Consider the following 20,715-nt stretch of genomic DNA (forward strand, 5'->3'; position numbering starts at 1 on the left):
ACGAACCAGCAACTCACCAGGTTGACCACGGATTGCCACTAGCCGGCGAGCCATCTGGACGGCTGAACCAGAACACACGATTGCTCTGGCCTGGGCAGCCCTGGCCTTCGCTATAAGTCGCCAAAGCACCACTGAGCGTACTCAGATCGGTGCGGTAGCAGCTTCCCAACGAATCACGGAAGGCGAACGCCTGTGTGCTGTGCTGCCCGTTGTGACTGGTCAATGCGCCGCTGGCGTTGAAGTTAAGCGTATCGGCACTGTCCACGCTGTTACTCACCTTGGCGCTGTACAAATCGATGCCGAACAAGCGATGGGTGTCGTGCTTTTCATACCCTTGATGCACCGTGGTGGTGGAGCTGTTGCTGCCATCGGTAGCAATCACCTGGTTGAAGTCCACATGCAGTGGGTAGCTGAACTTTTCGCGATACTCCGTGGTGACGAAGGGACCGATGCGACTCTGGCTGACGCTATCGACCGAGGTCACCTGATCGCTTATCTGACGGTAGCCGGCGCTATTGATCGTGAAGGTCTGCGTATCGGCAAAACCCACCGTCTGCGCCACCTTGGAGCGGACTCGGCCATGCGAGGTATCCGCATAACCCTCAATGACGAACTGCCGCTTTAGCCCGGTGGTGATATCGCCACTGACAGCGTCATTGCTGCCGGTAACCAGCGTGCTGCCGATGGTCGGCTCCGGCTGCTGGCCCACTAAGGTATTGCTGGTCACCTGGCCGCTGACCTGTTGCGCCCAGGCGTCGCGATAAACCAGCAAGGTGGCGGTGGCCGAGAAATAGCCATGTGCACCGGCCACGCTCACCGCCACTTCATGCGGCGCGCCGTCGCTCAACTGTCCGGCGAAGGGGGTCAAGTCAACCCGGTACGGCGTGAAGTTGAGCGTCTGGACGCCGGGCGTCGGCCGCCACAAATAAGGATCCATGCCACCGGTATAAATCCACGGATAGACCGGTGCCACACCCGCCGGCTGGCCATCGATACTGACTTCGGTCTCGCGGAAGTTGCCGCCGCCGCATTCCTGCGTGGCTTGGGCGTAAGCATCCGGCACACAGGTGTACCAAAACTCATCGCCACCCTGGCTTTGTGCGAATACATCCAGATAAGCCCGTTCGATATTGCGCGGCAGGCTCAGGGTTTTCGCCAGCTTGTCGGCGGGGCCGTTGAGCGCGGTCGTGTTGCCGATCGGATCGGCACCCAAGGGGTAGACCCCATCCGGCGCCCGTACCGGCGACCTGCCCGGATAAAACAGCAGCCGGGCACTGCCATGGATGACCCCGGTATAGGTCCCGTTGACGATGTTGCCGATAATGGCCTGGCCTTGTTGGGCCGAACGCAATAACGAGCCGTAATCGCTGAGATCACGCTCGACATGCCACGATGGCGCGACCTTGGAGGACGGCTCTTGCGTGGTGCCGAAATAAAGATTCACGCCACCCAGCCACAGCGTTGCCGTGCGATCGAACTGACGCCCGGCGGTCACTGAAAAATCGGCTTCCAAGACCACCTTCGCCCAGTGACCCTGGCACCCATCCGGTGGTGCATAAGCATATGGACGGCTGTTGAAATCGGTGAAAGTCACATCGTTGAACAACTCAACCACACAGGGCTTGCCTGGTGGTCTGGGCACGCTTGGGTCGGCTACAGCGACATTCGTCGAGCCGACGGTGAAGCCGCCGCTTGTATCGGCGGCAATCGCCGTGCCGGCCAGCAAACTTAACGTGCATGACAGTCCGGCAAGTATCCGGCTGTGGCGTACCAACCCCATGTGCGACATTTAGCGTCTCCCCGTGGTATCCCCTGAATCTAGGAAGTTAGCACGAGGCAGGTGTAGTTTTACCAGCATGTTTGTGCGGCCCCTCGCAGGTTGATGGGGCGGCTTTTTTGTTGACGCAAGAAAATGCGCATTCGATCCAGCCGTCTACGCGTCCACAACTTGATTGAGCGATACACCCCATCTGCTCTCGAAACATCGACCTGGTACATCGACACTCGATTTCCTAAAACTTTAATGTGTAATAACTGGAGCTGAGAAATGAAGGGATGGTTGACCGTGATACTTGGCGTCGCAATAAGCGTCGCCGCATCTGGTGCTGAAGCTAATAGTTTTTCGAGCGGCGAACTCTTGTTCGATCAGCCCGGATGGGACTACTCGCCTAGCGCGATGCAAGACCTCGATGGCAAAGAAAAGGTTTGGTGGTGTGGCAGCAATGACGGGCACGATGTAGTCAAGTACAGGGAGCGCATACCAGGTGGCAGTTGGAGCGCACCGCAGATCGTCCTGCAATCGAATCGTTTCATTGCCTCACAGCCTCTCTTGGACTGGGAAGGTGTCCATACATGTGATCCAACTGTCGTCCGCGGTAGCTGGAACCTGCAGGGGCAAAGCTTTGGTTACGCTCTGTATTACACAACGGAGCGGCCGGGCAGCAATGGCATAGACAATCGCATTGGCGTCGCGTTTTCGACGGATGGGATTCACTGGTCAAAGTATGGCGTACCCGTCATCCATGACGGTGATCCCGGCGCCTACGGTACCGGACAGTCCGTAGCTTGGAGTGCTGATGCTGGAGCCGGAATACGCACGGTTTACACCTACACCGATCAAACAGGGGTACCGCTGTACTTCTATCGCGAATCAGTGGACGGCGTTTCCTTTGGACCGCGCCGGGCAATCAGTCAGGCGGGCCTTACCTTGAACGGCGTGCCGGGCATTTCACATGCGAAGCCTGCGGTGGCTTTTGCCCCACGATCGCAGGATGGCCACTACTATTACTACATGGCGAGCGTATGCGAAGCCTATACCGATAGCCCTTACGGCCCAGCGTATCCCGAGTGGGGAACGGCGAAAGGCGTGTGTCTATATCGGGCTGAAGGGGACGACGCTTTCACCGGTACATGGACGCGTGTTTTGGACAGCGCGCATATCAAGCCCGTCGAAGTCGAGCCTGGCTTCCTTACCAATATCTACGGTTACCTCGATCAATCGAAGGTCCGCGTTTACTACGGTTGTAGCGGTTCCGGCGATCCCAATACCTGGGAAATCTGTTGGTCAGAGGGTGACTATCCGTAATCTGGACTGACAGAGCGACGCCCGATTTGGCGGGCGTCGCTCCTTAGCCGTAAATCTTGCGCAACTCGGCATAGACCGGCTCGGTATCCGGCCGCTTGCCGTGCCATAGCTCGAACGAATCGGCCGCCGTTTCCACCAGCATGCCCAGACCGTCGAAGGCATAGCGGGCCGATGCCACCCGCGCCCAGGCGAGAAAGCCGGTAGCGGCCACGCCATAGGAAAGGTCGTAGCAGGTCGCCCGGTTGCCGGCGAGCGCGAAGGGCAGCTCCAGCGATTTGCCCAGCACACCCGCGGAGGTGGCATTGACGATTAAATCGAAGCTGCCGATGTCAGCCAGGTCTTCCCAATAGCGGGTATGCGCACGCAGCGGATCGCCAATGGCGTCGGCCAGCGCGTCGGCCGCCTCGGGCGAGCGGTTGACGATAGTCAGCGTGGCGACGCCGGCATCGAGGATGGACCAGGCGACGCCGTGCGCGGCACCGCCAGCACCCAGCAGCAGCGCCGTATGGCCGCGCAGATCGACCTGATGGCGATCGGTGAGGTCGCGCACCATGCCGGCGCCATCGGTGTTGTGTGCAGACAGCCGTCCATCCGATAGCCGGGTCAGTACATTGGCCGTACCGGCACGCGTGGCTGCTTCGCTGCGCTCGTCGGCCAAGGCAAACGCCGCTGTTTTATGCGGCAGGGTGACATTGGCGCCGCGTCCTTCTTCGGCAAAAAAACGCCGCACCTCGGTGGCGAAGGCCGCCGGGCTGGCGTCGATCGTGCGATAGCCCAGCTCCAAACCGAACTGATGGGCGAAAGCCTGGTGGATTCTCGGCGACAGCGAATGGCTGATCGGATGGCCAAACACCGCGAACTGACCTGCATTCATGGGCGTTCCTTCAATGGCATAGATTCCAGGTGGGACAGCGCCCAACCCCGACAGACCACCATTCTAAGCACAGTCGCAGGCTTTGAGATCAGTCACCGGCAAGCTGGCCTCACTCGAACGGACTGGACCCGCCATGCGCCCGCAAGTCATTGACTCGTTTCGCCACCAGCGCCTGCTCGGCATCGCCCTGCTTTGGCTGATGATCGGTGCCGCCTTGCTGCTCACCACGATCGTGCCGGCGTATACCGAGCTATTCGGCTGGACCCCGGCGTTCTGGTTGCTTGGCGCACCGCTGGCCTTATTGCTGGCGCTTGAACCCGGCGCGCCACTGCAACTTTTGCTTGCACTGCGGCGCCGGCGCCCGGTACGGCGTGTGGTCTGGCACTGATTTCAACCTCATCCGCTTGGCAGTGGAGGTGCGGCTGGAAAGGCCGCACTGGGGCTCGGTACGCCGGCTTGGGATGGCTGGGCACGGTAGTGGCAGAGCAGCGCGAAGGATTGCGCTTAGTGTTTCGGCAGTGCATGGATGCGCTGCCGGAACGACCCCGCCTTATCCGCTCAGCGCGTGTTACCCGATCGCTTGTGCTCCATCCGCCGCAGAAACTCTTGCATGATGCGCAGGTACAGATCGTCACCCAGACACTCGTCTTCCACGCCGGCGTCGATCGATGGATTGTCATTCACTTCGATCACCACCGCCCGATCGCCGACTTGCTTCAGATCCACGCCATACAGGCCATCGCCAATCGGCGCGGTGGCTTTCAGCGCCAGCTTCACCACCTCGGCAGGCGCGTTGCGCACAAGAACCGTTTCGGAGTCACCCGACTTCGCCGCGCCCTTGGCGCCATGGTTGTAGATCTGCCAATGCCCGCGCGACATATAGTACTTACAGGCGTACAGCGGCTCGTGATTCAACACGCCGATGCGCCAGTCGAATTCGGTGTAGACGAACTCCTGCACCAGCAATAAGGCGCTGTGCTGGAACAGCTCGCCGGCGGCCTTTTCCAACTCTTGCTCGCTCTCTACCTTGACCACGCCACGGGAGAACGAGCCGTCGGGAATCTTCAGCACAAGCGGAAAACCGAGCTTGGCGACGACGTCTTTCAGACCCTTGGCGTTATCGCGGTAGAGGATCTCGGTGTTCGGCACCGCCAGCTTGCGCGACACCATCAGGTCGTTGAGGAAGATCTTGTTGGTGCAGCGCAGGATCGAACTCGGATCATCGATGACCACCATATTCTCCTTCTCCGCGCGATGCGCGAAGCGGTAGGTGTGGTTATCGCTGGCCGTGGTTTCACGGATGAACAAGCCGTCGTATTCGGCCAGTCGCTGGTAATCGTTCTTGCCGATCGTATCGACTTCGATGCCCAGCTCCTTGCCGGCGGCAACGAACGATTTGAGCGCCTTCTTGTTCGACGGCGGCATCGCCTCGGCCGGATCGACCAGCATGGCGATGTCGTAACGGTAGCGCTTGCGCGCGCGCGGCTTGCGCCAGAGCTTTTTGGAGAAACGGTCCAACTCGACGGCAAAGGCGTCTTCTTGCGCGTCATCGAGCGTATGCAAGCCCACCGGCTTGATCGAGCTGACCTGCCATACCCGGTCGCGTTCGAACTCGATCCGCATCAACGGGCAGGGGAAGGTTTCGAACACCTGCCGGGCCAGATCCTGCAAGGCAGGCTGGGCGGTTTCGCCGAAATACACCAGGACGCCGAAGTCGGTGGTATCGCGACCGCCGGCCGGCAGAAAGTTGGTCAACTTCTGGTTGAGGTCCTCGATATCCAGGCCGTACAGCGAGCGGCGGCGCAAATCGTTCACCGTGCGTACCGAGGGCATGACCCGATGCCCACGGGCCTCCGCCAGCAAGGACACGTAATATCCGGTGCCCAGATACTTGTAGCTGCGGCACAGGTTGATGACATGAGTGCGCTCATCGTCATTGACGACCGGCTCGCGCAGGTAGTCCATGGCACTGACCACGTCCACGGACGGGTAGTAAGAGCCCCAATCGGAGGCTTTCTCGACAACGATGACCAGACGGGTCATGACACCTCAGGTGATGTTGCTACCGCTGATATTCCTGCCGTCGTCCGCCATTTGGCGGCGCAGCGCTTGGCCTCACAAGGCGCGCAGTTTGGCACATGGCCTGCGCCATACAAGGGATAGCACTGAAGCGGGAGTGAATACCCACGCCTGGCGTGACCATCGGCGATTGCCGTGAGGGGACACCAGGGCTAGAGTGCCGCGCGTACAAGCTCACACCACCCTCTCTTTTCTTAGCTCACCGGCGTACTGCACGCCGCCCTGGAATCCCTTGATGAGTCCAACGCCCGCGACCGCCGCCGTGCGTGTGCGCCGTGCCGAACTTTCCGATCTCGACGATCTGGTCGCGCTGGAAGAGGCCACTTTTGACAGCGACCGGATGAGCCGCACGCAATATCGCCGCCATCTCGACAGCGACACCGCACGGGTGCTAGTGGCCAGCGCCAACCGCCGCCGCTTTCTCGGTACGGCCGTGGTGCTGTTTCGCAAAGGCAGCAGTGTGGCGCGGCTGTACTCCATCGCCAGCAAGCCCGAAGCACGCGGCAAGGGCGTGGGCTCGGCGCTGATCGAGGCCGCCGAAGCGGCGGCTCGCCAACACCGCTGCCGCACGCTGCGGCTGGAAGTCCGCACCGAAAACCACAACGCGGTCCGCCTATACGAGCGATTGGGTTACCACCGCATCGGCCACCACGAGCATTACTACCAGGACGGGTCGCATGCCTGGCGGTATGAGAAGGCGTTGGCTTGAGTCGACCGGAGCGCGGTTGCAGGGGTGGGAAACGCCGTCATTCGCCCAGCGGTTGCGCCAACCGCCGCTCGGTGGCCTCATCCGGCTTGGCCACCAGGGTGCCGTCGCGCATCACATGGAGGCTGTAGTGGCCCTGATCGACCAGCGGGAGAAAGACCCCGTTGTCATTGACGGCATCCACGGTAGGCAGCCATTGCGGATACTCCCGCTGCAGACCCTGCACATCGAGGGCATCCGCGTCGGTGAGGCTGACCGGGGCGGCAGCCGCTTGCGCAAGATCGTCGTAACGGCCAACCACTCGCTCCAGTCGGTACAGCGGCGGCAGGCTGGCGAACACGCCTGGCTGCCAGCGCAGCAGCACGGCCTCCATGCGCAAGGCGTCGCCCGATAGCTGAAGCTGCCGCGTGCTGCCGTCAGACCCATGCAGGGTAAGCGCCCAGCGCTGCGGCGACAGGATCCGGGCGTTGATCTCGGCCACTGGCGTCTGTTCGTTGAGCACGTGGTAGCCGCGCAAGCTCGCGCCGGCAACGGCCAATAACACCGTCAGCACGATGGTGACCAAGAGCAAAGCGAACCCGGCGACGCTGACCCAGCGCGGCTGTGTCTGCATGCGTTCACGCAATGCCACCAGTTGCACCACCGTGAGCAATAGCATGCCCGCGGTGAGCAGCCACAGCATCGTTGTCGGCAAACGCAGCAGGGCGGTCCAGTCCATCATTCAACACTCTCTTCATCGATGCGGCCCCATCATTGATGTGAGGCGTAGCCACACATGATAGCGAGACGTCTCGCCACGAGCCTGTCAAGGTCTTCACGGGGAACGGGGAACGGGGAACGGGGAACGGGGAACGGGGAACGGGGAACGGGGAACGGGGAACGGGGAACGGGGAACGGGGAAAAGCCTAAAAAGCAGAAGCAAAAAAGCAAGCGCAAAACAAACAAAGATCAAAAAGAACGCGGCGTCTTAACCGCCACTCATACTTCACGTTCCCTGTTTCCCATTCCCCGTTCCCCGCTCCTGACCCCGGTCTATACTGCGGTAGCCTTCGTAGGAAACCTCTCTCATGCGTCGATCGCTTCTGCTGTTTTCACTCTGTCTTGTTTTGCTCACTTTGGCCGGCTGCGGCAACAAGGGGCCGTTGGTATTGCCGCCGCCCAAACCCACCCCAGTAGTCGCCCAGCCGACCGCACCAGCGGCGGCTAGCAGCACCGCGCCGGCAGCCAGCGCCGAACGGCACTGACCACGGTCGGGTTTATGAGCCTACGTTTCTCCAAAATGCACGGCATCGGCAATGACTTTGTCGTGCTGGACTGTCGGCAACAGCGCTTCGCCCTGAGTGAAGCGCAGATTCGCGCGATCGCGGATCGCCGTACCGGCGTCGGTTTCGATCAACTATTGAGCGTTGAACCGGCGCGTGACCCGTCTTGCGCCTTTTATTACGGCATTTGGAATGCCGATGGCTCAGCAACGGGGCAGTGCGGTAATGGGGTGCGCTGCGTAGCGGCATGGCTGCACCGCGCCGGCGCACTGGCCATCGGCGACACCGTACGGCTGGAAAGCCCCTCGGGACCGGTGGCTGTAAAGCTGCTGGCGGCCGACCGCGTTGCGGTAGATATGGGCGAACCGGACTTTGCCCCGGCTGCGTCCGGCTTTGACGGCAGCGATCATAGGCTGGGCCTCGGCTCCGACAGGGTCGAAATCGGCGTGGTCTCGATGGGCAACCCCCATGCCGTGGTCCATCTGGCCGATGTGGCCGACCCATCGGTACCTGCCTGGGGCCCGGCGTTGACCAGCCATCCGCGCTTCGCCCATGGCGTCAATGCCGGTTTCGTGCAGAAACTGACGCACGATCATCTGCGACTGAAGGTGCATGAGCGCGGTAGCGGCTGGACCCTGGCCTGCGGCACCGGCGCTTGCGCGGCGATGGCGGTATTGCGCCAGCGCGGCGAAGTGGGCCAGAGCGTGCAAGTGGACCTGCCAGGCGGTACTTTGCAAATCGACTGGACCGGTCCGGGCCACCCCTTGTGGATGACCGGCCCGGCCGCCTTCGTGTATGAAGGCGAATGGCTCAATCATTGATGCGCAGCCGCTGGCATCGCACACTCCGACCAGGCGGCGTACCGCCACTGCCGAGGTAATCAGCGCATGACCAACACCGCACTCGACATCACACTGCAACCTCACGACGTCGCCGCCTATCTGCGGCGCCATCCAGAGTTTCTGGGCGATTACCCCGAGCTGGCTGCGCTACTCATCATGCCGCGCGTACAGGGTCCGGTCGCTTCGCTGGCGACTTATCAATTACAAAACCTGCGCGAGAAAAACGCCGAATTAGAGCGCCGGCTGAGCGAACTGACGACCATCGCAGCCGAAAACGAACAACTGATGCAGCGCGTACACGATCTCAACGTGGCAGCCCTGCGTGCCAATACGCCGGCTGCCGCGGCGCGCGAAGTCATCACCAAGCTCGGCGAGGATTTCCACACCGACCACGTGCGCTTGCTGCTGTTCGGCCAGACTTTGCTGCTGCCGCCGACCGATTGGCTGGTGCAGGAGCCCGCCGGCCGCGCCGCGCTGCCCGAGTTCGCCGATTTTCTGGCGCATCATGAGCCGATAGCCGGCCGGCTATCGGCAGAACGCCTGCACCGCTTATTTGGCGAGCACGCGCACGACATCCGCTCCGCTGCCGTGGTGCCCCTGGGCGAACTGGGCCTGCTGGCGATCGGCAGCCGCGATCCAGACCATTTCCAGCCCGGCATGGGCACCTTGTTTCTGAAAATGATCGCCGCCACGGTTACTGCGGCGCTGGCCCGCGCACAGGGCAGCACCTAGACGTGGACCCGCACAGCCAGGTCGAGGCATGGCTGACCCGCCTGGCGGGTGAACGCAAGGCCTCACCGCACACCATCGACGGTTATCGCCGCGACTTGACCAAGCTGTTGCGCTACATGGAAACACAGCAGCTTGGCGCTTTCGATGTACTCGATTCAAACCGCATGCGCAGCTTCGTCGCTGCGGAGCATCGCGCCGGCCTATCGCCAAAAAGCCTGCAGCGCCTGCTTTCGTCCTGCCGCAGCCTGTTTCGCCAACTCAGCCGCGAAGGCTTGTTGAACCATGACCCCGTAGCGGGCGTACGTGGCCCGAAAGTGCACCGCAAACTACCGCAGGTGCTCGACGTGGACGAAGCCACCGTGCTGGTCGAGGCCGATAGCGGTGCGCTCACCGTGCGCGATCGCGCCATGCTGGAGCTGTTTTATTCCTCCGGCCTGCGTTTGTCTGAACTGATCGGCCTGCGTTGGCTCGACCTGGATCTGGATGGCGGCGAAGTGCGCGTGCTCGGCAAAGGCAACAAAACCCGCATCGTGCCGGTCGGCCGCCAAGCCATAACCGCCTTGCGGGCGTTAGGCGAGGCCGAGGGCAGGGCCGCCGAATCTCCCGTATTCCGCGGCCGTGGCGGCGCCCCGATCAGCCCGCGCACCGTACAAGCGCGCCTGAAAACCCTGGCGCTGAAGCAGGGTTTTGCCAAGCGCGTGCACCCCCATCTGCTACGCCACACCTTCGCCAGCCACATACTCGAATCCTCCGGCGACCTGCGCGCCGTGCAGGAGTTGCTCGGCCATGCCGATATTGCAACCACCCAGATCTACACCCATTTGGATTTTCAGCACTTGGCCAAGGTTTACGACGCCGCCCATCCACGGGCGCGTAAACGCTAAGCAGAAGCACCCCAAGCGGGAGCGTGTTGCTGCCGCGGCCTATTTGAACGCTGCATATTGAAGGCCGCTTTCACCGGCCCCACCTCTCTCGTTCAAGACTTTGCGGAGCCCCTCATGGAATCCTTTCACGCCACCACCATCATCTCCGTGCGCCGCAACGGCCGCATCGTGATCGGCGGCGACGGCCAGGTCACCCTTGGCAACACGGTGATGAAGGCCAATGCACGCAAGATCCGCCGCCTTGGCAAGGGCGATGTGCTGGCCGGTTTTGCCGGCGCCACCGCCGATGCATTCACGTTGTTTGAGCTGTTTGAGGAAAAACTCATCAAGCACAGCGGCAATCTCACTCGCGCAGCGGTGGAGATGGCCAAAGAGTGGCGCACCGACCGCCGCCTCGGCCGCCTCGAAGCCATGCTGGCGGTGGCCGACAAAGATGCCTCGCTGCTGATTTCCGGCAACGGCGACGTGCTGGAGCCCGAAAACGGTCTCATCGCAATCGGCTCCGGTGGCCCCTTTGCACAGGCTGCAGCACTGGCCTTGATGGAAAGTACCGATATGGATGCACGTCAAATCGTCGAGAAGGCACTGAAAATCGCCGGCGACATCTGCATCTACACCAACCACAACACCACGATTGAAGAGCTTTGAGCGAGCGCGGGAATAGGTAGCGCAACGCGCTACTGCATGCCCCGCCCCCTGTTCCCCGATCCCCTGAGCGCAGCGAATTCTTATGTCCGAACTCACTCCCCGCGAAATCGTCAACGAACTCGACCACTACATCATCGGTCAGCACGATGCCAAACGCGCCGTAGCGATCGCGCTGCGTAATCGCTGGCGCCGCATGCAGTTGGAACCAGGCATGCGCGAAGAAGTGACGCCCAAGAACATCCTGATGATCGGCCCTACCGGCGTCGGCAAAACGGAAATCGCGCGCCGTCTGGCCACCCTGGCCAACGCGCCGTTCGTAAAAGTGGAAGCGACCAAGTTCACCGAGGTCGGCTACGTCGGCAAAGACGTCGAGTCGATCATCCGCGACCTGGCCGATGTGGCTTATAAGCTAACCCGCGACCAGGCGATCAAGCGCGTGCGTTCGCAAGCCGAGGATCGCGCCGAAGACCGCATCCTCGATGCCTTGTTGCCGCGCCGGCAGACCCCGACCGACTGGAGCCACGACCCGGCGCCCGCTATCGACAACGACACTCGCCAGAAGCTGCGCAAACAGCTACGCGAAGGCGCCCTGGACGAGCGCGAGATCGAACTGGACTTCGCCATGAACGTAGGCGTGGACATCATGTCGCCGCCCGGCATGGAGGAAATGGGCCAACAGTTAAGGCAGATGTTTCAGAACCTCGGCAGTTCAAAGTCGCAGAAGCGCACGCTGGCGATCAAATTGGCGCGCCCGCTGTTGATCGACGAAGAGGCCGGCAAGCTGCTCAACGACGAGGAAGTGCGCGCGCAGGCGGTGTTCGTCGCCGAGCAGAACGGCATTGTCTTCATCGATGAAATCGACAAGATCGCCCAGCGCTCCGAATGGGGTGGCGCCGGCGTCAGCCGCGAAGGTGTGCAGCGCGATCTGCTGCCCCTGGTCGAAGGCTCTACGGTGTCGACCAAGTACGGCCCGATCAAGACCGACCACATGTTGTTCATCGCCTCTGGCGCGTTTTCGCTGGCCAAGCCATCCGACCTGATTCCCGAGCTGCAAGGTCGCCTGCCGATTCGGGTGGAATTGTCCGCACTGAGCGTGGGCGACTTCAAACGGATTTTGCGCGAGCCGCATAGCGCATTGACCAAGCAATACGTGGCTCTGCTCAACACCGAGGGGGTCACCATCGAGTTTTCCGATAGCGGTGTCGACCGGCTGGCCGAGGTGGCATTTCAGGTAAATGAGCGCACTGAGAACATCGGCGCCCGTCGCCTGCACACCGTCATGGAGCGGCTTTTGGAGAAAATCTCCTTCGAAGCTGCAGACAAATCCGGCGAAAAGTACCTGATCGACGCCGATTATGTCGATAAAAACCTGGGCGGCCTGGTTCAGGACGAGGATCTCAGCCGTTACATCCTGTAAACATGGGGAAAGGCCCCAGCAGTTAAAATTAGGGGCATATGGGCAAGATCATTGAACTAAAAACCACCGGTCAGCGCGCGCAGTTGCGCGAAGCGCAGCAAAAGCAGCAGCTAATCCGGCTATGGCGCGGCGAACTCGAACACGGCAGCTTCTGTGGTTATGTCGGCGGCGTCGGCCGCGAGTTTTTCCTGCTGTGGGTGGTCGGTGACGGCATTACCTATGACGGCATGTACGTGATGCGCCACCGCGACGTTTCCGAACTGGAGGCGCCGGACAAGCACCATGTATTTTTCGAGAAAGCGCTCACGCTCAAGCAACTGTTGCCGCGTCCGCCGCTGGGCTTTCCGCTGGACGATATCCGCGAAGTGGTGCAAGCCGCCGGCCTGCAGGCGCCGGTGATCGGCGTGCATGTGGATAGCGAAGAGGAGGCCGAGGTCTGCTATATCGGCCGCCTCATCAATGTCGAGGAAGAAGGCTTCAACATGCAGGAAATCAGCCCGGATGCCGAATGGCTGCGCGAAGCCTCATTCTTCTCTTGGGACGAGGTTTCCACCATAAGTATCGAAGATGGCTATGCGCAATCGCTGCTTGCCGTAGCCGGCGTAGCGCCGCCGCTGGAACAAGGCGATTCAGGTGTGGGCCGCGCGACCGAGTAAGTTATGCCTACGGCGCGCCCGCGCCCGCGAGGACACACTCATCATGTACGGCACCCAAGGTTTTCGTGTCGCCCGCTTGGCGATACCGCTGCTGCTGACGTTACCGATCTTTTCCGCTTGCGCTTATGACGGAGCCCCGCCCATGCCAGCTCAAGCACCTGGCGCCAGCCAGATCCAACAAGGTGCGCGACTGATCGTCACCTACAAAGACGCACCCGATTCCGACGCCGCCAAGGCGGCCAATCGCAGCGTGGGTGCCCGCATGTTGCGGCCAGTCAGTGGCGGTCATGCCGCCGTGGTGGAATTACCGCCCGGCGCCGCCGTCGCATCGGCGATGACCAAGCTCAAGGCACAACCCGGGGTGGTCTACGTCGAAGTCGACAGCCTGCTTAGAGCGGACCCGATCCGCGGGCCGCGCATCGGCGACTGAGTGGTCGCCCCTCCCTGGAGGGGCAACCACATGCAGCTCAGTGTCCGCCGCCAGCCGGGGCGCCCTTCACCTGCCGCTCAAAGAAATCGGCAATCAAGTGATACACATGGCCGCGCTGACCGGGCAAGTTCAAACCGTGTTTGGCGCCGGGATAGGCCATGAACTGAAATTGGGTGCCGCGCTTCTGCAGCTCCGCCATCAATTTGGTCGAGTTGAGAAACAGCACATTGTCATCGGCCATGCCATGCACCAGATACAACTTCGCCGTGAGGCCATCGAGCCAGGCCAGCGGTGAGCTGCGGGTATAGCCCGCCTCGTTGTCTTGCGGACGGCCCAGATAGCGCTCGGTATAAAAGGTGTCGTAGAGCCGCCAGTCGGTCACCGGTGCCACGGCCACGCCGCCCACCAACTCGTCGGAGGCTTTGGACAACATCATGGTGGTCATATAGCCACCATAGCTCCAGCCGAATACGCCAATGCGCTTGGCGTCCACCCATGGCTGTGACTTCAGCCAATGAATACCGGCGAGCTGGTCCTCGACTTCGACGGCGCCTAGCTGTTGATAGATCGCGTCCTCGAACCGGCGACCGCGCCGCGCCATGCCGCGATTGTCCAGGGTAAACACCACAAAGCCCTGCGCCGCCATGTATTGATTGAAGTAATCGCCCCAGCCATTAGTGACCAACTGCGCGTGCGGGCCGCCGTAATACGTGTTGAATACCGGGTACTTCTTGTTCGGATCAAAGCCAAGCGGCTTGTACACGCGGTAGTGCAAGGTCTGTCCATCGGCGGCTTGCAACGTGCCGAATTCCGGTTTGACCAAGCTGTCCAGATACGGCCAGAACGGATGCTTGTCGTCGAGTTTGTTCTGCTCGATCCAGCCGACGAAGCTGCCGTCCGGCTTGTGCACGCTGACCTGCGGCGGCGTTTGCGCATTGGCATAGGTGTCGAGATAAAAGCTCGCGTTAGCCGAGAACGAGGCGTTGTGAGTGCCATCGCCCTGGCTGATGCGTACGGGCGCATTCGCGGTGCTGCCATCGAGCTTCAGCGCATAGATCTGCCGATCCGGCACGAAATCGTGATTGGAGCTGATATAGACCGTGCCGTTGTGTTCGTCCAACGCCAGCAGGCCGTCGATCTGCCAATCGCCCGCGCTTACGGCGTGCTTGAGCTTGCCATCCAGGCCGTATAGGTACAGATGGTGATAGCCACTACGCTCGCTACCCCACAAGAAACTCTTGCCGTCCTTGAGAAAGCTCAAGTCGTCGTTGAGGTTGATCCAGGTGTGGCTGGTCTCGGTGACCAAGGTACGTTGCGCCAGCGTCTTGGCGTCCACCAGCCTCAGTTCCAACTGCTGTTGGCCGCGTGGCATCCATTGGTAGCTGAGGTGCCTGGCATCGGGCAACCACTTCACCCGATTCAAATAGATATCGGTCCCTTTGCCAAGTTCGATCCAACGTGGCTGGCCACCGCCAGGTGCGACCAGCCCCAGCTTCACGGCTACGTTCGGGTCGCCAGCGGCCGGATAGCGCTGATCGATCACCTCGGTGCGGTCGGCGTAGACCTCGGTTCGCTTGGTGACCGGCACCTTGGCCTCGTCGTAGCGCTCGAACGCGATCGCACTATCGTCCGGTGCCCACCAGTAACCCTCGCTACGATCCATTTCCTCTTGCGCGACAAACTCTGCCTCGCCGTTGTGTACGGTGTTACCGCCATCGTGAGTGAGCTGGCGTACCGCGCCGGTGCCCAGATCTATCACCCAGAGGTTTTGCTCGCGCAGATAAGAAACGTAATGCCCCTTCGGCGAGATCTTCGGATCAAGCACGTCGCCGCCGGTGTCGAGCTGACGCGGCGCGGGCTTCTCGGCCGCCAGGTCGTACAGATAAAGCTTGCCGCCGATAGGAAACAGCAACTGCTTGCCGTCGGGCGACCATTGATAACTCAAGATGCCCCGGAACCCCGCCGTGCGCGCGCGCTCACGGCGCGCTTTTTCAGCGTCCGAAAGCACTTCGCCGCGTGGCTCCAGCTTTTTCGAATCGACCAGCAGACGAGTGCTGTTGTCCTTGAGATGGTATTCCCACAGGTCTAGCTGAAATTGATCGTCGGGCTTCGCCCGCAGAAAAGTAACGCGCGTGCCATCGGGCGAGATCTGCAGCCCGCGCGGCGTCGGACCGGCGAGGCTACCGCCCTCAAAAATGCGTTCGATGGTGAGTTTTTCGGCCATGGTGGGCAGAGCCGCTGTCATGAGGACAGCAAAGAGAAAAGCGCGCATCGGCTTACGCTCCGTGCAAGTAAGCGGGCATTAAAGCGTGCCGAGTTGACGAATGCCAGCATGCAGGAACCGTGAAGACGCGTGGCGATGCGTGCCACGCGCCTTTCAACCCTGGTTTACCGCTAGGTTGGGGGGCTGAGCTTTTAAGCTAACTTCTGACGCCTTGCCCAAACAACACCTTGCGCGCCTCTTCGTCCTTGCTGATATCCACATAGCCTTTGATGGTCTCGCCCAGGGCATAGGCGCGCTGGGTCGCCGGACGCGCACGGATCGCCTCGAACCACGCTTTGACATGCGGAAAATCATCCAGCGACATGCCCTGTGCTTCGTACGGCACGATCCACGGATAGGCGGCCATATCGGCAATCGAGTAATCCTTGCCCACGATAAAGGCCCGGCCTTGCAGGCGCTTGTTCAACACGCCGTAGAGACGACGGGTTTCGTTGACGTAACGATCGATCGCGTAGGGAATCTTTTCCGGCGCGTAGCGGTTGAAGTGATGATTCTGTCCCAGCATCGGACCAAGGCCACCAACCTGCCAGTACAGCCATTCGAGCACCCGATATCGATCACGCGGCTCGGTCGGCAGAAAGCGCCCGCTCTTGTCGGCCAGATATTGCAAGATCGCACCCGATTCGAACACGCTGAGCGGCGCGCCGCCATCGGCCGGCGCGGTATCGACGATGGCCGGCATACGGTTGTTCGGCGAAATGGCCAGAAAGGTCGGCTCGAACTGCTCGCCCTTGCCGATATTTACCGGTTTGATGGTGTAAGGCAGGCCGGACTCTTCCAGGAACATCGTGATCTTGTGACCGTTAGGCGTGGGCCAGTAATGCAGCTCGATCATGGGTGGATACTCCTTCGATGGCGGATCGCTTCGAACTCGGGGCCCCAAGCCGGGCTTTCAAGTGCGGCGCAGCGGGGAGGGTGCTGCCACCCGAGATCTACGGCTATGCTTTTTGGCCGCTCGTGGCGCAACAAACGGAGTAGAGGTATGACACGTATCGTGGTGGTAGGCAGCATCAACATGGATTTGGTGACCTTAGCGCCACGCTTCGCTGGTGCCGGAGAGACCCTTCTCGGCGAGCACTTCCTCACCGCCCATGGCGGCAAGGGAGCCAATCAGGCCGTCGCCGCCGCGCGTCTCGGTGCTGAAGTAGCGCTGATCGGCGCACTCGGCGACGATGCTTTCGGCCAACAGCTACATGATGGCTTGGCACGCGAAGGTATCGCGTTGGAGCATGTGCAGCGCATTGATAACTGCGCCAGCGGCACCGCTTCCATTACCGTCGCCGAGGGCGAGAATCAGATCATCGTGGTGCCTGCCGCCAATAGGTATGTGTCGCCGGAGCAGATAGAGCGGGCCGAGGCCATGATCGCTCGCGCCGATGTCGTGCTGGTGCAGATGGAGATTCCGCTGGTAACGGTCGAGGCAACGCTGCGGCTTGGCCATCGCCTCGGCGTACCGGTGATTCTGAACCCCGCGCCGGCCCAACCTCTTCCCATGGAATGGCTGAAGCTCGCACGTTGTGTCACACCCAACCAGCACGAGTTAGCCATCCTGCTTGGTGTCGACAACCAGCACGGTTCAAATGAGGATTTCCGCAATTTGATGCGTCGCGCCCCATGCCCGGTAGTACTCACACGTGGTGCCGAAGGCGCGTGGTACGGCGATAACGCCGAACCCATGCATCAGCCCAGCTTCAAAGTCGAAGTGGTCGATAGCACCGGCGCCGGCGATACCTTCAACGCGGCGCTTGCGGTTTTCTTGCACGAGGGCATGCCCATAGCCGTGCGCAAGGCTTGCGCTGCCGCCGCGTTATCGGTTTCCAAGCTCGGCGCGCAAGTCGGCATGCCGACGCTGCGGGAGGTTGAAACGCTACTGGCGAACCAGACTCAGAGACTGACTACATAGAATGAGCAATGTTTGCATTGGCTCTATGCGACCGCCAACGTTAACGACTCACTTGAAGGACCTCTTACGACAGGCAGGTCCATTCGCCGCTCCGTCGAGACGCCATGGCTCTATCGCCAGCCCAATCTATATAGCTGCTACGGCTCGTCGCCTGTAAGCGATCGCGCTGGCGGTAAGCTCAGGCGCGCATCACCGGATTTACTCGATACGAGCATTTGAGCCTCTGTGGAGCCACCATTCGCACGGTAAATTGAGCTCACTCATTTTTCGCCTTCCATTTGCAGGTGGCGATTCGCATGAGCTGATCGTTATCCCAGCTCACGACGGCGTCATCCGAATAATTGGCATCCGCTACATGAACATCTATGTCCATGCCGGGCCTTGAGCTCCAAAGAGGAGAATCCACACTTCCCGGTGTGCTGTTTATGGAGACGACTTGCTGAGTTGCAAACTTAAAGGTTGCGCAATCAAATTTCGGCACCATAACGGCACCCATCCCGTACTCTTTCTTCCATGCGGCGCGCGCCTGTTTTATTGCATCGCGCAGATAGCCGATGGTGGTAGGTCCGTTAGCATCTGGCTGGATATCTATCTTATATATGATAGAAAATGATTTCTTCTCGACATTGGAAATTATTCTTGCCTCTTTGGACAAGTTACTTATTCCATGGGGAAGCACTACTTGATTGTTCTTTCTTACTTTTAGCGCTTGCACGCTGTCCCCATCAATGAGAACTAACTCAAGATCGACTGGATTGAACGGTTTCTTGAAATGCAGGTAGTAAGAAAGGCTGACCTTTTCCCTTTGGCCAGTAGGCATATCAGTAAAACGCCTGGTACTTTTTTTGATTGCCCTCAAATCGAGCTCTTGTGGATTACTTATTCCAAGAACAGTAACGGCCTCCATATTTTTCGTTTGACCTGTCTCTTGTGCTTTCGACGTCGGAGAAAAAAATACTCCGGCGATAGCCATTGGTATCCACACCAATCCGGCTGATTTCATAAACGCTCCCTGATCTTGCGGAAACGGCGCCACGTAGGCGCCGCTTTTTATTTACCACTCATAGCAAGCACAACCACCACCCATGATCCTTCTCCTTCTATGTTGAGAACGGCGTCCATATCGATGCAATGCGTCGACTTGTACCTCCGTACATTCAAGTTGCAATGCTGGAGGCGGCTTCAGACTGGTAAGTCGTCCAGTCAAAGTAAATAAGAATGTTCTGAAAATTTGCGTAACGGAAACGCCAGATGACAAAGCTCACGTATTCGAGACTGATGCTCGATGGCACGATCGAGCTTTTCTTGGCATCGCCCATAATTGCTTGGCCGAAACCGTGCCCGCCACCGACCCAAGCTCACTCAGTTTCACCATTGCAATGACATCGATCTGAGCGGATTTAAAGCCCGCTTGAGCTTGATAAGCCTTAAAGCCGCTGGGTGCTGACTGTTGCGATGTAACGCCGAAGAACGGTTACTTGCCGATACAGAACGAGCTGAAGATCGCCCCCAGCAGGTCATCACTGCTGTAGCTGCCGGTGATTTCGCCCAACGTGTGCTGGGCCTGACGTAGTTCTTCAGCGGCGAGTTCACCGGCACGGGAGGTATCGAGTACGTGCGCCGTATGATCGAGATGGACGGCTACTTGTTGCAAGGCCAATACATGGCGACGCCGGGCGCTGAAGGCGCCTTCGCCGCTGCCGGCACCGGCCAGGCGCTTGAGATGCTCACGCAGAACATCGAGACCGGCACCGGTTTTCGCCGAAGCCCATAACCAGGTCGCGCCATCCCGTTGTTCGTGATGTTCGACGGTGTGGTCGAGATCGATCTTGTTGACCAGGACCAGGCGCTCAACAGCGCCCGGCAGATCGGCGAGCAGGGCGAGATCGCCGACTGCGTTTTGCGCATCGGTGACCAGCAAGGCAATGTCGGCGCGAGCGAGTTCACCGTGCGCGCGGCGCACACCTTCGCGCTCGATCGGATCGTTGGTATCGCGCAGCCCGGCCGTATCGGCCAGCTCCAACGCAATCCCATCCAGACTCAGTTGTTCACGCAATACATCACGGGTGGTTCCGGCGATGTCGGTAACGATGGCGCGTTCGTTGCCGGCCAGCGCATTGAGCAAGCTGGACTTGCCCGCATTTGGACGGCCAATGATCGCTACACGCAAGCCATCATTGAGGCGAAGGCCTCGTTGCGCTTCGCGCAACAGTTCGGCCAGTTGCGTTCGCAAAGCTTCGAGTTGCCGTGCTATCGCTGGATCGGCGAGAAAGTCGATTTCCTCTTCGGGGAAATCAATCGCCGCCTCGATATGTACGCGCAAGGCGATCAATGCCTGCAGCAGGGTTTCGACCTTGCGCGAAAAAACGCCTTCCATCGAGCGCAACGCGGCGCGTGCGCCAGCGTGCGAGCGCGCCGCGATCAGATCGGCGACTGCTTCGGCCTGAGCGAGATCGAGCTTGCCGTTGAGAAACGCACGCTCGGTAAATTCACCGGGTCGGGCCAAGCGCGCGCCGAGTTCACAAACACGGCGCAGCAATGCATCCAGCAGCACAGCACTACCGTGTCCTTGCAGCTCCAGTACATGCTCGCCGGTGTAGGAGGCCGGTGCGGGGAAGTACAACAACAGGCCGCGGTCAATCAGCTCACCTGCGACATCGCGAAACGCGGCGAAATGCGCATGGCGCGGTTGTGGTTCTCGGCCGAGCAGATTTTGCGCAATGGCCGGTACCGCAGGGCCGGACACACGCACTACGCCGACTCCGGCAGCGCCTGGCGCGCTGGCGATCGCGGTGATCGTGTCGGTGTTTGCGGTCATGGTTTCCGGGGAACGGGGAACGGGGAAGATTATTGCCGAGGCAAATTGGCTAACAGCAATCCATAGCGTCGCGGTCAGTCTGCTACAAAGAAAAG

Annotated in this window: 20 protein-coding genes and 1 pseudogene; 12 read left to right on the forward strand and 9 right to left on the reverse strand. The window is 60.4% G+C overall.

Going from position 1 to position 20,715, the window contains the following annotated elements; translation table 11 throughout:
- Positions 1 to 13 precede the first annotated feature (13 nt).
- Entirely contained in the window at positions 14 to 1,789 is a 1,776-nt protein-coding gene (locus tag DVJ77_RS14380) for a peptide-N4-asparagine amidase (RefSeq protein ID WP_225428012.1), read from the reverse strand.
- Between the two features lie 258 nt (positions 1,790 to 2,047).
- Here DVJ77_RS14380 and DVJ77_RS21465 point away from each other — a divergent pair, with 258 nt between their 5' ends.
- The gene (locus tag DVJ77_RS21465) at positions 2,048 to 3,085 is read left to right on the forward strand and encodes a hypothetical protein (protein ID WP_225428013.1); all 1,038 of its coding nucleotides are present in this window, start codon (positions 2,048 to 2,050) and stop codon (positions 3,083 to 3,085) included.
- Positions 3,086 to 3,128: 43 nt separating this feature from the next.
- Here the strand turns inward: DVJ77_RS21465 and aroE are convergent, their stop codons facing one another.
- Positions 3,129 to 3,959 (reverse strand): shikimate dehydrogenase, encoded by an 831-nt coding sequence (aroE, locus tag DVJ77_RS14390; protein ID WP_114846200.1) that lies wholly within the window; start codon positions 3,957 to 3,959, stop codon positions 3,129 to 3,131.
- 133 nt (positions 3,960 to 4,092) lie between these two features.
- Between aroE and DVJ77_RS14395 the strand changes: the two genes are divergently transcribed.
- Positions 4,093 to 4,347, forward strand: a complete 255-nt coding sequence (locus DVJ77_RS14395; RefSeq protein ID WP_114846201.1) for a hypothetical protein — start codon at positions 4,093 to 4,095, stop codon at positions 4,345 to 4,347.
- Between the two features lie 170 nt (positions 4,348 to 4,517).
- On the opposite strand, the gene DVJ77_RS14400 is transcribed toward DVJ77_RS14395, so the two are convergent.
- On the reverse strand, positions 4,518 to 6,002 hold the full coding sequence (locus DVJ77_RS14400; RefSeq protein WP_114846202.1) for a RimK family protein: 1,485 nt from the start codon (positions 6,000 to 6,002) through the stop codon (positions 4,518 to 4,520).
- 271 nt (positions 6,003 to 6,273) lie between these two features.
- Here DVJ77_RS14400 and DVJ77_RS14405 point away from each other — a divergent pair, with 271 nt between their 5' ends.
- Positions 6,274 to 6,747 (forward strand): GNAT family N-acetyltransferase, encoded by a 474-nt coding sequence (locus tag DVJ77_RS14405; RefSeq protein ID WP_114846203.1) that lies wholly within the window; start codon positions 6,274 to 6,276, stop codon positions 6,745 to 6,747.
- A gap of 37 nt (positions 6,748 to 6,784) precedes the next feature.
- Here the strand turns inward: DVJ77_RS14405 and DVJ77_RS14410 are convergent, their stop codons facing one another.
- The gene (locus DVJ77_RS14410) at positions 6,785 to 7,465 is read right to left on the reverse strand and encodes a hypothetical protein (protein ID WP_318530925.1); all 681 of its coding nucleotides are present in this window, start codon (positions 7,463 to 7,465) and stop codon (positions 6,785 to 6,787) included.
- A 346-nt stretch (positions 7,466 to 7,811) separates the two neighbouring features.
- Here DVJ77_RS14410 and lptM point away from each other — a divergent pair, with 346 nt between their 5' ends.
- From lptM to DVJ77_RS14450, 8 genes are all read left to right on the forward strand, one after another.
- Positions 7,812 to 7,988: an LPS translocon maturation chaperone LptM gene (gene lptM / locus DVJ77_RS14415; protein ID WP_114846204.1), complete on the forward strand. Its 177-nt coding sequence runs from the start codon at positions 7,812 to 7,814 to the stop codon at positions 7,986 to 7,988.
- Positions 7,989 to 8,002: 14 nt separating this feature from the next.
- A complete protein-coding gene (gene dapF / locus DVJ77_RS14420; protein WP_114846205.1) occupies positions 8,003 to 8,827 on the forward strand; it encodes a diaminopimelate epimerase in 825 nt (274 codons plus the stop codon).
- 66 nt (positions 8,828 to 8,893) lie between these two features.
- A complete protein-coding gene (locus DVJ77_RS14425) occupies positions 8,894 to 9,580 on the forward strand; it encodes a DUF484 family protein (protein ID WP_114846206.1) in 687 nt (228 codons plus the stop codon).
- A gap of 2 nt (positions 9,581 to 9,582) precedes the next feature.
- Entirely contained in the window at positions 9,583 to 10,464 is an 882-nt protein-coding gene (gene xerC, locus DVJ77_RS14430; RefSeq protein WP_114846207.1) for a tyrosine recombinase XerC, read from the forward strand.
- A 114-nt stretch (positions 10,465 to 10,578) separates the two neighbouring features.
- Positions 10,579 to 11,112 (forward strand): ATP-dependent protease subunit HslV, encoded by a 534-nt coding sequence (gene hslV / locus DVJ77_RS14435; protein ID WP_114846208.1) that lies wholly within the window; start codon positions 10,579 to 10,581, stop codon positions 11,110 to 11,112.
- Positions 11,113 to 11,194: 82 nt separating this feature from the next.
- The gene (gene hslU / locus DVJ77_RS14440; RefSeq protein WP_114846209.1) at positions 11,195 to 12,529 is read left to right on the forward strand and encodes an ATP-dependent protease ATPase subunit HslU; all 1,335 of its coding nucleotides are present in this window, start codon (positions 11,195 to 11,197) and stop codon (positions 12,527 to 12,529) included.
- A 38-nt stretch (positions 12,530 to 12,567) separates the two neighbouring features.
- The gene (locus DVJ77_RS14445; RefSeq protein WP_114846210.1) at positions 12,568 to 13,185 is read left to right on the forward strand and encodes a hypothetical protein; all 618 of its coding nucleotides are present in this window, start codon (positions 12,568 to 12,570) and stop codon (positions 13,183 to 13,185) included.
- Between the two features lie 43 nt (positions 13,186 to 13,228).
- Complete coding sequence (locus DVJ77_RS14450) at positions 13,229 to 13,615, forward strand: S8 family serine peptidase (RefSeq protein ID WP_114846211.1); 387 nt, start codon at positions 13,229 to 13,231, stop codon at positions 13,613 to 13,615.
- A gap of 37 nt (positions 13,616 to 13,652) precedes the next feature.
- Here DVJ77_RS14450 and DVJ77_RS14455 read toward each other — a convergent pair whose 3' ends face one another.
- Both DVJ77_RS14455 and DVJ77_RS14460 read right to left on the reverse strand, forming a co-directional pair.
- Positions 13,653 to 15,887, reverse strand: a complete 2,235-nt coding sequence (locus DVJ77_RS14455) for a S9 family peptidase (RefSeq protein WP_114846212.1) — start codon at positions 15,885 to 15,887, stop codon at positions 13,653 to 13,655.
- Between the two features lie 148 nt (positions 15,888 to 16,035).
- On the reverse strand, positions 16,036 to 16,734 hold the full coding sequence (locus tag DVJ77_RS14460) for a glutathione binding-like protein (protein ID WP_114846213.1): 699 nt from the start codon (positions 16,732 to 16,734) through the stop codon (positions 16,036 to 16,038).
- A gap of 147 nt (positions 16,735 to 16,881) precedes the next feature.
- Between DVJ77_RS14460 and rbsK the strand changes: the two genes are divergently transcribed.
- Positions 16,882 to 17,802 (forward strand): ribokinase, encoded by a 921-nt coding sequence (rbsK, locus tag DVJ77_RS14465; RefSeq protein WP_114846214.1) that lies wholly within the window; start codon positions 16,882 to 16,884, stop codon positions 17,800 to 17,802.
- 256 nt (positions 17,803 to 18,058) lie between these two features.
- Here the strand turns inward: rbsK and DVJ77_RS14470 are convergent, their stop codons facing one another.
- The 3 genes and pseudogenes from DVJ77_RS14470 to mnmE form a co-directional block, all read right to left on the reverse strand.
- Positions 18,059 to 18,805: a hypothetical protein gene (locus DVJ77_RS14470; protein ID WP_162791498.1), complete on the reverse strand. Its 747-nt coding sequence runs from the start codon at positions 18,803 to 18,805 to the stop codon at positions 18,059 to 18,061.
- A gap of 258 nt (positions 18,806 to 19,063) precedes the next feature.
- A pseudogene (locus DVJ77_RS21700) lies at positions 19,064 to 19,261 on the reverse strand (hypothetical protein); the annotation flags it as partial.
- A 15-nt stretch (positions 19,262 to 19,276) separates the two neighbouring features.
- Positions 19,277 to 20,620 (reverse strand): tRNA uridine-5-carboxymethylaminomethyl(34) synthesis GTPase MnmE, encoded by a 1,344-nt coding sequence (gene mnmE / locus DVJ77_RS14480; RefSeq protein WP_114846217.1) that lies wholly within the window; start codon positions 20,618 to 20,620, stop codon positions 19,277 to 19,279.
- Between the last annotated feature and the right edge of the window lie 95 nt (positions 20,621 to 20,715).

The organism is Dyella tabacisoli (assembly GCF_003350925.1).
Classification (GTDB): domain Bacteria; phylum Pseudomonadota; class Gammaproteobacteria; order Xanthomonadales; family Rhodanobacteraceae; genus Dyella_C; species Dyella_C tabacisoli.

Excerpts from the sequence above, each read along its gene's own strand:
- DVJ77_RS14380 (WP_225428012.1), bottom strand. The coding sequence starts at position 1,789 with ATGTCGCACATGGGGTTGGTACGCCACAGCCGGATACTTGCCGGACTG.
- DVJ77_RS21465 (WP_225428013.1), top strand. The coding sequence starts at position 2,048 with ATGAAGGGATGGTTGACCGTGATACTTGGCGTCGCAATAAGCGTCGCC.
- aroE (WP_114846200.1), bottom strand. The coding sequence starts at position 3,959 with ATGAATGCAGGTCAGTTCGCGGTGTTTGGCCATCCGATCAGCCATTCG.
- DVJ77_RS14395 (WP_114846201.1), top strand. The coding sequence starts at position 4,093 with ATGCGCCCGCAAGTCATTGACTCGTTTCGCCACCAGCGCCTGCTCGGC.
- DVJ77_RS14400 (WP_114846202.1), bottom strand. The coding sequence starts at position 6,002 with ATGACCCGTCTGGTCATCGTTGTCGAGAAAGCCTCCGATTGGGGCTCT.
- DVJ77_RS14405 (WP_114846203.1), top strand. The coding sequence starts at position 6,274 with ATGAGTCCAACGCCCGCGACCGCCGCCGTGCGTGTGCGCCGTGCCGAA.
- DVJ77_RS14410 (WP_318530925.1), bottom strand. The coding sequence starts at position 7,465 with ATGATGGACTGGACCGCCCTGCTGCGTTTGCCGACAACGATGCTGTGG.
- lptM (WP_114846204.1), top strand. The coding sequence starts at position 7,812 with ATGCGTCGATCGCTTCTGCTGTTTTCACTCTGTCTTGTTTTGCTCACT.
- dapF (WP_114846205.1), top strand. The coding sequence starts at position 8,003 with ATGAGCCTACGTTTCTCCAAAATGCACGGCATCGGCAATGACTTTGTC.
- DVJ77_RS14425 (WP_114846206.1), top strand. The coding sequence starts at position 8,894 with ATGACCAACACCGCACTCGACATCACACTGCAACCTCACGACGTCGCC.
- hslV (WP_114846208.1), top strand. The coding sequence starts at position 10,579 with ATGGAATCCTTTCACGCCACCACCATCATCTCCGTGCGCCGCAACGGC.
- hslU (WP_114846209.1), top strand. The coding sequence starts at position 11,195 with ATGTCCGAACTCACTCCCCGCGAAATCGTCAACGAACTCGACCACTAC.
- DVJ77_RS14445 (WP_114846210.1), top strand. The coding sequence starts at position 12,568 with ATGGGCAAGATCATTGAACTAAAAACCACCGGTCAGCGCGCGCAGTTG.
- DVJ77_RS14450 (WP_114846211.1), top strand. The coding sequence starts at position 13,229 with ATGTACGGCACCCAAGGTTTTCGTGTCGCCCGCTTGGCGATACCGCTG.
- DVJ77_RS14455 (WP_114846212.1), bottom strand. The coding sequence starts at position 15,887 with ATGCGCGCTTTTCTCTTTGCTGTCCTCATGACAGCGGCTCTGCCCACC.
- DVJ77_RS14460 (WP_114846213.1), bottom strand. The coding sequence starts at position 16,734 with ATGATCGAGCTGCATTACTGGCCCACGCCTAACGGTCACAAGATCACG.
- rbsK (WP_114846214.1), top strand. The coding sequence starts at position 16,882 with ATGACACGTATCGTGGTGGTAGGCAGCATCAACATGGATTTGGTGACC.
- DVJ77_RS14470 (WP_162791498.1), bottom strand. The coding sequence starts at position 18,805 with ATGAAATCAGCCGGATTGGTGTGGATACCAATGGCTATCGCCGGAGTA.
- mnmE (WP_114846217.1), bottom strand. The coding sequence starts at position 20,620 with ATGACCGCAAACACCGACACGATCACCGCGATCGCCAGCGCGCCAGGC.